The sequence below is a fragment of the Flavobacterium sp. KACC 22761 genome, from assembly GCF_034058155.1.
Taxonomy (GTDB): Bacteria; Bacteroidota; Bacteroidia; order Flavobacteriales; family Flavobacteriaceae; genus Flavobacterium.
In genome coordinates this window covers 903238-915595 of the sequence record NZ_CP139148.1, presented here as the reverse complement: position 1 = coordinate 915595, position 12358 = coordinate 903238, and the positions used below count along the sequence as shown (strand labels likewise).

The window sequence follows — 12358 nt, the reverse complement described above, 5'->3', positions numbered from 1 at the left end:
CTAATTATACTTAAAACCTTTATTTCGGTTTTATAACTTGATTAAAAAACAATACAAATTAAATAATGAAATACACAACACGACAAAGCGCCATTTTATTACTTAGTGACGGAACAATCTTTCACGGAAAATCTATCGGAATTAGCGGTAAAACTTTCGGTGAAGTTTGTTTTAATACAGGAATGACAGGGTATCAGGAAATTTTTACTGATCCTTCTTACTTCGGACAAATAATGGTTGCTACAAATACACATATCGGAAACTATGGCGTTAATGATTCTGAAGTTGAATCTGATAGTATTAAAATTGCCGGTTTGGTTTGTAAAAACTTTAGTTTTAATTATTCTAGAGAAAATGCTTCTGGAAGTTTAGAAGATTATTTTGCTAAACAAAATTTAATCTGTATTTCTGATGTTGATACACGCGCACTTGTAAGTTACATTCGTGATAATGGTGCAATGAATGCTGTTATCTGTACAGATGGAACGTCAATCGAGGATTTGAAGAAAGAATTGGCAAATGTGCCAAACATGGAAGGTTTAGAATTGGCTTCTAAAGTGTCGACTAAAGAGCCTTACTTTGTCGGTGATGAAAATGCTACTTATAAAATCTCAGCTTTAGATCTTGGTATCAAAAAGAACATTTTGAGAAATCTTGCAAAAAGAGATTGCTATATTAAAGTTTATCCTTTTGATTCAACTTACCAAGATATGTCAGAGTTTAATCCTGATGGATATTTCTTGTCAAACGGACCTGGCGATCCAGATCCTTTGTTTGGAGCGATTCAAGTTGCAAAAGAAATTTTAGCGGCTAATAAACCTTTGTTCGGAATTTGTTTAGGACACCAAGTTATTGGTTTGGCAAATGGTGTTGAAACTTACAAAATGTTTAACGGACACCGAGGAATTAACCACCCAGTTAAAAATATTATCACAGGAAAAGGTGAAATAACTTCTCAAAACCACGGGTTTGCCGTTAAGAGAGAGCAGTTGGAGAATCACCCTGAGCTTGAAATTACGCATGTTCACTTAAATGATGGTACAGTAGCGGGAATGAGAATGAAAAATAAGAATTGTTTTTCAGTTCAATATCACCCAGAGGCTAGTCCAGGACCACACGATTCGTCATATTTATTTGACCAATTTGTAGGGAATATTAAAACTAGCAAAGTCTAAAACGATGTAGTTAATAAATAAAGGTGTTTAATGTCTAGAATGCGTTTTTAGTATTAAATATTTTTATAATTTCGAAAAAAAAATATAATTTATTAATAAAAAACAAAAATAATGAGTATTATAATTAAAGTTCACGCAAGACAAATTCTTGATTCTAGAGGTAATCCTACTATTGAAGTTGACGTAGTAACTGAAAATGGAGTTTTAGGTAGAGCTGCTGTTCCATCTGGAGCATCAACTGGAGAGCACGAAGCTGTTGAATTACGTGATGGAGGTAAAGCTTATCTAGGAAAAGGTGTTTTGAATGCAGTGAATAATGTAAATACTATTATTGCTGAAGAATTAGTTGGGACTTCTGTTTTCGAACAAAACACAATTGACCAATTAATGATTGATTTGGATGGTACTCCAAACAAATCTAAATTAGGAGCTAACGCTATTTTAGGTGTTTCTTTGGCTGCTGCAAAAGCTGCTGCTAACGAACTTGGTTTGCCATTGTACAGATATGTAGGTGGAGTTTCTGCTAATACATTGCCTGTTCCAATGATGAACATCATCAATGGAGGTTCTCACTCTGATGCGCCTATCGCATTCCAAGAGTTTATGATTTTCCCTGTAAAAGCAACTTCTTTTACACATGCAATGCAAATGGGAACTGAAATTTTCCACAACTTGAAAAAAGTGTTACACGATAGAGGTTTAAGTACTGCTGTAGGTGATGAAGGAGGTTTTGCTCCAAACTTGGCTGGTGGAACTGAAGATGCTTTAGATACGATTAAATTGGCAGTTGAAAAAGCTGGATATTCTTTCGGTGACGAAATCATGATTGCTCTTGACTGTGCAGCTTCTGAGTTTTATGTAAACGGGAAATACGATTACACTAAATTTGAAGGAGAAACAGGAAAAATCAGAACTTCTGCTGAGCAAGCTGAATACTTAGCTGAACTTGCAGCTAAATATCCAATTATCTCTATCGAAGACGGTATGTACGAAGATGACTGGGATGGATGGAAAGCTTTAACTGAAAAAATTGGAGATAAAGTTCAATTAGTAGGTGATGATTTATTCGTAACTAACGTTGCTCGTTTGTCAACTGGTATCGAAAAAGGAATTGCTAACTCAATCTTGGTAAAAGTAAACCAAATTGGTACTTTGACTGAAACTATTGCTGCTGTAAACATGGCGAAAAACGCTGGATATACTTCAGTTATGTCTCACCGTTCTGGAGAAACTGAGGATAATACAATTGCTGACCTTGCAGTTGCTTTAAACTGTGGGCAAATTAAAACTGGTTCGGCTTCTCGTTCTGATCGTATGGCAAAATACAATCAATTATTGAGAATTGAAGAAGAATTAGGAAGTACTGCTTATTTCCCAGGTTTAAACGCTTTCAAAATTAAATAATTATACTAGTTATATATTGATTTTAAACCATCCGCCACGGCGGATGGTTTTTTTTTGGAGTTTTAACAAATTCATAGCAGTATTCTTTTTTTAGTTAGTCTTAAATTCCTTAGATTTGATAAATTATTATTTTATAGAATTATTTCCGATTATATTATGTCAAAAATAGCTACATTAGAAGTAGATGGTAAGAAAATTGAACTTCCGGTTATCACAGGGAGCGAAAATGAATCAGCTATCGATATTAACAAATTACGAGATTTAACAGGTATTATTACAATTGATCCGGGTTACAAAAACTCAGGATCTTGTACAAGTGAAATCACTTTCTTGGATGGTGAATTAGGAATTCTACGTTACAGAGGATATTCAATCGAAGATTTAGCTGAAAAAGCTAGCTTTTTAGAAGTGTCTTATCTTTTGATTTTTGGAGAATTGCCAACAGCAGCAGAATTGGAGCAATTTGAAAATGGTATTAAAAAACATTCTTTAGTAAACGAAGAAATGAAAAATATCATTGACGGTTTCCCAAAAACAGCTCACCCAATGGGAGTATTATCTGCTTTGACAAGCGCTTTGACTGCTTTCAACCCAAAAGCAGTTAATGTTGATAATGAAAAAGAAATGTATGAGGCAATTTGCAAAACAATGGCTAAATTTTTAGTTATTGCAACTTGGACATACAGAAAATCAATGGGCTACCCATTGAATTATTATGACAATACAAAAGGATATGTTGAGAACTTTATGCAATTGATGTTCCAATTGCCTACAGGTCCGTATAGCGCAAACCCTGTTGTTGTAGCGGCATTAGATAAATTGTTTATTCTTCACGCAGATCACGAACAAAACTGTTCTACATCTACAGTAAGAATGGTTGGTTCATCTCACGCTGGTTTATTTGCTTCTATTTCTTCTGGAGTTTCAGCACTTTGGGGGCCTCTTCACGGAGGAGCAAATCAGGCTGTACTTGAAATGTTGGAAGAAATCAACAAAGACGGTGGAGATACTGATAAATTCTTGGCGAAAGCAAAAGATAAAAATGATCCATTCCGTTTAATGGGATTCGGACATAGAGTTTACAAAAACTTCGATCCAAGAGCAAAAATTATCAAAAAAGCAGCTACTGAAGTTTTAGAAACTTTAGGTGTTGAAGATCCGATTTTAGATATCGCTAGAAAATTAGAAAAAGCAGCTCTTGAAGATGAATACTTCAAATCAAGAAATTTATATCCAAATGTTGATTTCTACTCTGGAATTATTTACAGAGCTTTAGGAATTCCAACAGATATGTTTACAGTAATGTTTGCTATTGGAAGATTGCCAGGTTGGATCGCACAATGGAAAGAAATGCGTGAAAACAAAGAGCCAATTGGAAGACCAAGACAAATTTATACTGGACATCCTTTAAGAGAGTTCAAGTCTAATAAATAAAAAACGAAAGCTTCACTTAACTGTGAAGCTTTTTTTATATTTGCTCAAAATATAATAGAGTTATGTTGCAATTAAATGTAAAGAACGAAACATCGCGGCTTCGCGCCGTAGTTTTGGGTTCTGCTGTTCATAATGGGCCGACTCCAACACTCGAGGAAGCTTATGATCCTAAGTCATTGGAACATATTAAGGCAGGAACTTATCCTGTAGAAAAAGATATGGTTGCTGAAATGGATGCTTTTAATGCTGTTTTTCAGAAATATGATGTAACTGTTTATCGTCCGGAAATGATCGAAAATTACAATCAAATATTTGCTAGAGATATTGGGTTTGTAATTGATGATATTTTTGTAAAATCGAATATTCTTCCAGATCGCGAACGAGAGTTGGATGCAATTCAATATGTAATAGATCAAATTGACCCGTTAAAAGTGGTGCGTCCGCCAGAAGAAGTTCATATTGAAGGAGGAGATGTAATGCTTTGGAACGATCATATTTTTATTGGAACTTATAAAGGAAGTGATTATAAAGACTACATTACAGCAAGAACCAATATGCATGGTGTAAATTATATCAAAGAATTGTTTCCGAATAAAATTGTTAAGGAATTTGATTTAGTGAAGTCTAAGTTGGAAGCTCGTGATAATGCATTGCACCTAGATTGTTGTTTCCAGCCTGTTGGAAAAGATAAAGGTATTATTTATAAAAGAGGTTTCCGTGAAGAAGCTGATTATCTCTATTTAGTGAAGCTTTTTGGGAAGGAAAATTTGTTTCATATTGAAAGAAATGAAATGTACAACATGTTTTCGAACGTATTTTCAATTGATGAAAATGTTGTAGTTTCTGAAAAGAATTTTACAAGATTGAATAACTGGCTTCGCGAAAAAGGTTTTACTGTTGAAGAAATTCCATACGCTGAAATTGCAAAACAAGAAGGATTGTTGAGATGTTCAACTTTGCCATTGATTAGAGACTAAAAAAAGTTTTTTGAGTTTCAAGTTTCAGGTTTTTTGGAGGACATGAAACCTGAAACTTAAAACTTGAAACAAAAAACATAAAAAATGAAACAAACAACTAATGCAATCGTGATGATTCGGCCTGTTGCATTCAGAATGAATGAACAGACAGCTGTAAATAATTATTATCAAAAAGTATTGGACGGACTTTTGCCAAGTACTGTTAATGCAAAAGCACAGCAAGAATTTGACGCTTTTGTTGAAAAACTTCGTGCGGTAGGAGTTGATGTAACCGTTATAGAAGATACATTGGAAACAGATACTCCAGATAGTATTTTTCCGAACAACTGGGTTTCGTTTCATGAAAATGGTGATGTGGCGCTTTATCCAATGTTTGCTGAAAATAGACGTCAAGAACGTCGTGAAGATATTTTAGATACTTTGGAAGAAAAAGGTTTTGAGATTTCTAATATAATGGATTATACATCTGCAGAAGATGATGGTTATTTTTTAGAAGGAACGGGAAGTCTGCTTTTAGATCGTGCCAATGCAAAAGCATATTGCGCATTATCGCCTCGTGCTGATGAAGAGTTGTTTATTGAATTTTGCGAAGATTTTGATTATGCTCCAGTAATTTTTGAAGCTTTTCAAACTGTAGATGGAGAGCGAAAACTAATTTATCACACCAATGTGATGATGTGTTTAGGAGAAACTTTCGCTGTTATTTGTGCAGATTGCATCGACGACAAAAAAGAACGTAAAATGGTCTTGGATAATTTGAAAGATGATAACAAAGAAATTATTTTGATTACAGAAGATCAGGTTAATAATTTTGCTGGTAATATGTTGGAGGTTCGAGGAGCAAATGATAAAAAATATATTGTCATGAGTGCATCGGCCCACCAGAGTTTGACTCCAAAGCAGATAGCACAATTAGAAAAACATGCTGAAATTTTGAGCTCAAGTTTAGATACGATCGAAGCTTGCGGAGGCGGAAGTGCAAGATGCATGATGGCTGAAGTGTTTTTGCCGAGAAATTAAAATTAGGTTTCTAAATAAAAATAAAAATGGGATAAAGCTTCAAGTTTTATCCCTTTTTTTTATGTTTAAAAGAGTGATTCATATTAAAAATTCCCTTTAATAATATTTACGATTGAACTTACGATATATTGAATTCCGATCGAAATTACAATAAAACCAACAATTCTTGAAATTGCCACAATTCCTGATGCACCAAGTATTCTGGCAAGATAGTGTGCGCTTTTTAGAATTGCAAAAATGACTATAGCAATGGCTAAAATAGCAAGACATGAAAAAATGATTTCCTCCATTTGATGATGTTCCTGATAGAATGCTATTAACAACGACATTGATCCAGGACCGGCAAGCATCGGAATTGCTAATGGTGTTAATGCAATGTCGTTTCGCTGCTGGGCTTCGTTTTCGATCTTTTTATTGATCCCTCGCTTCTTATTGAATTTTCCTGACAATAATGAAAACCCTGAATTTACAATCACAATTCCGCCGGCAATTCGAAGTGCATCAATGCTGATTCCAAAAAAAGTTAAAACATATTGTCCTATAAAATAAGAGACCAATAAAATTATACCCACATTAATAGCTGTCCACAGTGAAATTCTGGATCGTTCTTTTTGTGAATCGTGTTGCGTCAATCCAACAAAAATTGGTACTGTGCCAATTGGGTTTAATACTGAAAAAAGTGCAGCAAATAAGTAGATGAATAAATCCATAAAGTTTTTGTTAGTGGAGTAAATGTAGTCAAATTTTTATATTGACGTGTAAAATTGCATTATCTTATTGGTTTTTTAGAGTCAATATTCTGAATTTATAAAGCAAGCTAAGCTCATTCTTTTTAGCTACTTTTGTGAAATATTTTAAAAAGATGAAAAACAAAAAAACTTTGCTTCTTGGTGCTACAACAAAACCAGATCGTTATGCATTTAGGGCTATAAATATGCTTACTCAAAAAGGGCACACGGTGTTGGCAATTGGTCAAAATACAGGAGAAGTTGCTGGCGTTAAAATTCATACAAAAGCAATTCCGGTAAAAAATATTGACACTGTAACTTTGTATTTAAACCCAAATCGTCAACGTGATTATTACAATTACATTATTGAAGCGCAACCAAAAAGAGTAATTTTTAACCCCGGAACTGAAAATCCTGAATTATATCAATTATTAGAATTAAATAATATTGAAGTTGAAGTTGCTTGTACATTAGTTTTATTGGCAACAAACCAATATTAATTGAAAAAAAACGTTTTTAAAAACTTTCCAATAATGTTGGAAAGTTTTGTTTTTTATGGGCAGATAGAAATAAGATTGATTCCTGCCTTTTTTAGCGTTGAATTTAATTGCCTGAAAGGCTCTTATACCGTTAAAAATGTTACTTTTGTCGTCATGGAATTTTCATCAAAATTAATAGAGAAAGCGGTTAACGAAATGTCGCAATTGCCGGGTATTGGCAAGCGTACAGCTTTGCGATTGGTTCTTCATTTGCTTAAGCAGCCAAAAGAGCAAACGGGCTTTTTGTCGCAAGCACTTTTAAATATGCGCGAGGATATTAAATTTTGTGAAAACTGCCATAATATTTCAGATACAAAAATTTGTGAAATCTGTGCCAATGCGTCAAGAAATCATCAGACTATTTGTGTTGTTGAAGACATTCGCGATGTTATGGCCATTGAAAATACAGGACAGTATAAAGGAATTTATCATGTACTGGGAGGAAAAATTTCGCCAATTGAAGGTGTCGGCCCAAGCCAGTTGAATATTTCGAGTTTGGTCGAAAAAGTCAAATCTGGAAAAGTAGGAGAGATTATTTTTGCGCTTAGCTCAACTATGGAAGGCGACACAACCAATTTTTATATCTATAAGCAAATTGCAGAATGTCAAATTATAATTTCGACAATTGCAAGAGGAATATCTGTTGGAGATGAGTTGGAATATGCAGATGAAGTTACGCTTGGAAGAAGTATCTTGCACCGTGTTCCATTTGAAAAAACATTCAAAAATAATTAAATAAAACCCCAAATAAAATATAGATTTTCTGGTGAATAAATGAAAAACTATATTTGCGATAAATTTTTAAAAATGACAAAAAAGAGCTTTTATATGCTGCTGTTGATCAGTACACTTTTTACTTCATGTATCCCCATTAAAGATTTGGTGTATCTGCAGGATAAAAATACTTCAGAGGAAGCAAATACTGTTGCGGCTGTGCAAGCCAAGCCTTACAGACTTCAGGTTAATGATGTTTTGAGTATTAATTTGAAAGCTATAGATCCTAAATTGGTTTCAATTTTCAATAAAACTGAGACTACAAGTCTGACAACAGGTAAGTCAGAGGCAGCTTTATATTTTGATGGTTTTACCGTTGATGACCATGGAAACATTAGAATTCCAATTTTGGGCGAAATAAATGTCATTGGTTACACTTTGGAAGAAGTTCGAGTGATGATTGAAAAAAAACTGCTTGAAGAATATTTTAAAACAGACGCAAATATTTTCGTGACAGTAAAATTAGCGGGTTTTAGATACACAATTAACGGTGAAGTTGGAAGTACAGGGACAAAAACGCTGTTTCAGGAGCATGTGAATATTATGGAAGCTGTTGCAAATGCAGGAGACATTAATACTGTGGGAAATAGAAAAGAAGTTACCATAATTCGTCAAACACCTACAGGTGTGCAAATGAATGAGATTGATCTTACTGATGTCAACGTTATGAAATCGTCCTATTATTATTTACAGCCAAACGATTATATTTATGTTAAGCCTTTGCGTCAAAAAACGTGGGGAACTGGACAGACAGGAATTCAATCGATTGGAACTATTATTACTCTATTATCATTGGCAACAACTGTTTATTTGATTATCAAATAATTATCAAAACTATAATTAGACTTAGAAAATGTTAGATATAAAAGATTTTTCGATTTTTGAAAATCAGTCAAGTTTTGATTTTAAAGGTTTGTTGCTGAAAATTCTCAGTTATTGGAAATGGTTTTTAATCAGTTTGGTTATTGCGTTTACAATCGCTTATCAGGTAAATATCCGTAAAGAAAAAATTTACGGAATGCAGACTTTGATTTCAATTAAAGAAGAAAGCAATCCGTTTTTTACTTCAAATACTAGTTTAGTTTTCAACTGGGGAGGAATTTCAGATCAAGTTAATGGAATCACAACCATATTGCAATCAAGATCTCATAATGAGTTAGTAGTTAGTAAATTACAGTATTATATTGATTATTTGACCATGGGGAAGTACAATTTGATTGACTCTTATGGCGAAGTACCTTTTTATGTTGATATTGATAAATCTAGAGGACAACTAGCAAACACATTAATTAAAATTAAGTTTATTAGTGAAAATGTATATGAAGTTCGTATACCATTTGAAAGTAATTCTGTTTCGCTAATTAATTATGCTGAAAATTCATATTCGAATACAGCGGTTCAACCGGTCGAATTTATAAAAAGATATAAAGTTGGAGAGAGGGTTTCTTTACCTTTTTTAAACTGGAAGCTTCAAATCAACGACAACCCAGGCCTGTATAAAGGAAATGAATATTATGTAAAGTTTAATGATTTTGACGGAACTGTTTCTCGTTACAAAGGAATCAATGTAAATTCTGACGATAAAGGAGGCTCGATATTGACATTGAGCATGCAAGGAACAAATAAGGCTAGACTTGTTGAATATTTGAATTCAACCGTTAAAATGTTGATCAAGATTCAGCTTGATGGGAAAAACCAATTTGCAACTAATACAATAAAGTTCATAGACAGTACACTTATTGCAATGGAGGCGCAATTAAAACAAACTGGAAATGAGTTGAAATCATTTAGAAAAGATAAGAATATCTATGAACTAGAAGGCAGTGCTGATAAGTTTTCTAATAAGATTATGGATTTTGACACTCAGAAAGATCAGGTTGCTAGAAAAATTACGTATTATAATTCTTTAAAAGCTTATCTTAACAATAGTGTTGATTATTCAAGATTACCAGCGCCATCTGTAGCGGGAATTGATGATCCTAATATTGTGGCAAATATTTCGAAATTAATTGCCCTTTCTGCACAAAGATCAGAAATGGCTTATGCTGTAAAGAGTGATAAGATTTTCAAAGATTTTGATAATCAAATGGAGGCAATAAAAAGTGTTTTGCTTGAGAATATTGCTTCTGCAAAAGCATCTTTATTGTATGATTTATCATTAGTAAATGCTAAAATTGCGGAGGCTGAAAACACAGCAAAAAGATTGCCAGAAGACCAACAGGAATTGTTGAAAATCAAAAGGAAATATGATTTAAATGATAATATTTATACGTCGTTTTTGCAGAAGCGAAATGAAGCTGAAATCGTAAGAGCATCGAATTTGTCTGATATTCACTTTATTGATCCAGCTAAAGGCATTAATGGAGTGTTGGTTGGGCCAAAGACCTCAGTAAATTATATATTGGCCTTGTTTTTAGGAATTCTTATTCCACTTTCAGTGGTTTTACTGATTTTCTTTATTAATAATTCCATTCAAAATACAGAAGAAGTTACTAAGCTAACTCAAATCCCAATAATTGGTGTAGTTGGATTAAATAAGGGTGGTGTTAACCTAGCTGTTTTTGATAAACCAAAATCAGCTCTATCCGAATCATTTAGAGCAATACGATCTTCGTTGCAGTTTTTGTATAAAAAACAGCAGGTTAGTGGGGCAAAAACTTTGATGATTACGTCTTCAATAAGTGGAGAAGGAAAAACATTTTGCTCTATAAATATCGCTACAGTTTTTGCGTTAAGCGAAAAGAAAACTGTTATTATAGGTTTGGATTTAAGAAAACCAAGACTCGCAGACGAGTTTGGTTTAGTCAATCAAACTGGAGTTGTGAATTATTTGATTAAACAAAATAGCCTTGCTGAAATTACGAATTCAACTCAGATTCCAAATCTTGATGTTATACTTTCTGGTCCCATTCCGCCAAATCCATCAGAGTTGATATTGAGTGATGCTATGCGCGAAATGATTGAGGAATTAAAAGCAAAATATGATTATGTCATTTTAGACACACCGCCAGTAGGTTTAGTGTCAGATGCTCTGGAATTATCTCAATATTCAGATGTTACTTTATACATTGTAAGGCAGAATTACACTAAAAAAGACATGATTACGTTGCTAAATACAAGGGTCAAAAGAGGTGAGTTGAGTAACGCGAGTATTGTTTTAAACGGATATGAAAATAAGGCAAAATATGGGTCTGGGTACGGATATGGATATGGTTACGGAGATTATTCAAACGGATATCTTGAAGATGAAAAAAAGTCAAAATCAGTTAAAGCCTTTTTTAATAAATTGATGAAGAAATAAATTTGATTAAATGGAAATATCAATTCAAAATACTATTTTAATTACTGGAGGTGCTGGATTCATTGGTTCAAATCTATGCGAGTACTTTTTGGCACTTGGAAATAAAGTAATTTGTCTGGATAATTTTTCAACAGGACATCGCCATAATTTGGATGGATTTATAGAAAACCCAAATTTCAGATTAATTGAAGGCGATATCCGAAATTTGGCTGATTGCGTTTTAGCTGTACAAGGAGTTGATTATGTTTTGCATCAGGCAGCTCTTGGGTCTGTTCCTAGATCAATAAATGATCCTATTATGACAAATGACGTAAATGTCTCCGGATTTTTGAATATGTTGGTTGCCTCTAGAGATGAAAAAGTAAAACGTTTTATTTATGCGGCTAGTTCTTCAACTTATGGAGATTCCGTTGGATTGCCTAAAGTTGAGGATGTAATCGGTAAGCCTTTATCTCCTTATGCTATCACAAAATATGTAAATGAATTGTATGCTGAAATTTTCAGCAGAACATACGGTTTGGAAACTATCGGATTACGTTATTTTAATGTTTTTGGAAGAAGACAAGACCCTCAAGGTGCTTACGCAGCGGTAATTCCAAAATTTGTTATGCAGTTGATGAAGTACGAAAGCCCAATTATAAATGGTGACGGAAATTATTCAAGAGATTTTACATACATTGAAAATGTAATTCAAATGAATGAATTGGCAATGAAAATCAAAAATGTTGCTGCTATCAATACCGTTTACAATACGGCATACGGTGAGCGCAATACATTGAATGATTTAGTAGGATATTTAAAAAAATACCTTTCCCAATTTGATTCGAAAATTGCCGATGTTCAAATTATTTATGGTGAAAATAGAGCGGGCGATATTCCACATTCATTGGCCAGTATTGAGAAAGCAAAAAATATGTTGGGTTATAATCCAAAATATTCTTTGGAACAAGGTTTAAAAGAAGCGGTAAATTGGTACTGGAATAATTTAAAAGAAAAATAGACTTAG

General features: G+C 33.5%; 11 protein-coding genes. 10 read left to right on the top strand and 1 reads right to left on the bottom strand.

Annotated elements, in window-relative coordinates; translation table 11 throughout:
- Nucleotides 1-65: 65 nt before the first annotated feature.
- The 5 genes from carA to ctlX all read left to right on the top strand — a co-directional run bounded on the left by carA (nucleotide 66) and on the right by ctlX (nucleotide 6010).
- Nucleotides 66-1175, top strand: coding sequence for a glutamine-hydrolyzing carbamoyl-phosphate synthase small subunit (gene carA / locus SCB73_RS03995; protein WP_320568858.1), 1110 nt, complete (start codon nucleotides 66-68; stop codon nucleotides 1173-1175).
- A 111-nt stretch (nucleotides 1176-1286) separates the two neighbouring features.
- Nucleotides 1287-2579 (top strand): phosphopyruvate hydratase, encoded by a 1293-nt coding sequence (gene eno, locus SCB73_RS03990; protein ID WP_008464336.1) that lies wholly within the window; start codon nucleotides 1287-1289, stop codon nucleotides 2577-2579.
- A gap of 156 nt (nucleotides 2580-2735) precedes the next feature.
- Nucleotides 2736-4013, top strand: coding sequence for a citrate synthase (locus tag SCB73_RS03985; protein WP_132989114.1), 1278 nt, complete (start codon nucleotides 2736-2738; stop codon nucleotides 4011-4013).
- Between the two features lie 62 nt (nucleotides 4014-4075).
- On the top strand, nucleotides 4076-4990 hold the full coding sequence (locus tag SCB73_RS03980) for a dimethylarginine dimethylaminohydrolase family protein (protein ID WP_320568857.1): 915 nt from the start codon (nucleotides 4076-4078) through the stop codon (nucleotides 4988-4990).
- An 84-nt stretch (nucleotides 4991-5074) separates the two neighbouring features.
- Nucleotides 5075-6010 (top strand): citrulline utilization hydrolase CtlX, encoded by a 936-nt coding sequence (gene ctlX / locus SCB73_RS03975; RefSeq protein ID WP_320568856.1) that lies wholly within the window; start codon nucleotides 5075-5077, stop codon nucleotides 6008-6010.
- Nucleotides 6011-6093: 83 nt separating this feature from the next.
- Here ctlX and SCB73_RS03970 read toward each other — a convergent pair whose 3' ends face one another.
- Nucleotides 6094-6720 (bottom strand): MarC family NAAT transporter, encoded by a 627-nt coding sequence (locus SCB73_RS03970; protein WP_320568855.1) that lies wholly within the window; start codon nucleotides 6718-6720, stop codon nucleotides 6094-6096.
- Nucleotides 6721-6872: 152 nt separating this feature from the next.
- Here SCB73_RS03970 and SCB73_RS03965 point away from each other — a divergent pair, with 152 nt between their 5' ends.
- The 5 genes from SCB73_RS03965 (at nucleotide 6873) to SCB73_RS03945 (ending at nucleotide 12352) form a co-directional block, all read left to right on the top strand.
- Complete coding sequence (locus SCB73_RS03965; RefSeq protein WP_320568854.1) at nucleotides 6873-7238, top strand: CoA-binding protein; 366 nt, start codon at nucleotides 6873-6875, stop codon at nucleotides 7236-7238.
- 153 nt (nucleotides 7239-7391) lie between these two features.
- Nucleotides 7392-8012 (top strand): recombination mediator RecR, encoded by a 621-nt coding sequence (gene recR, locus SCB73_RS03960; protein ID WP_320570072.1) that lies wholly within the window; start codon nucleotides 7392-7394, stop codon nucleotides 8010-8012.
- A gap of 72 nt (nucleotides 8013-8084) precedes the next feature.
- The gene (locus tag SCB73_RS03955; protein WP_320568853.1) at nucleotides 8085-8876 is read left to right on the top strand and encodes a polysaccharide biosynthesis/export family protein; all 792 of its coding nucleotides are present in this window, start codon (nucleotides 8085-8087) and stop codon (nucleotides 8874-8876) included.
- 28 nt (nucleotides 8877-8904) lie between these two features.
- Complete coding sequence (locus tag SCB73_RS03950) at nucleotides 8905-11352, top strand: polysaccharide biosynthesis tyrosine autokinase (protein ID WP_320568852.1); 2448 nt, start codon at nucleotides 8905-8907, stop codon at nucleotides 11350-11352.
- A 10-nt stretch (nucleotides 11353-11362) separates the two neighbouring features.
- Nucleotides 11363-12352, top strand: a complete 990-nt coding sequence (locus tag SCB73_RS03945; protein WP_320568851.1) for an SDR family oxidoreductase — start codon at nucleotides 11363-11365, stop codon at nucleotides 12350-12352.
- The last annotated feature ends 6 nt before the right edge of the window (nucleotides 12353-12358 follow it).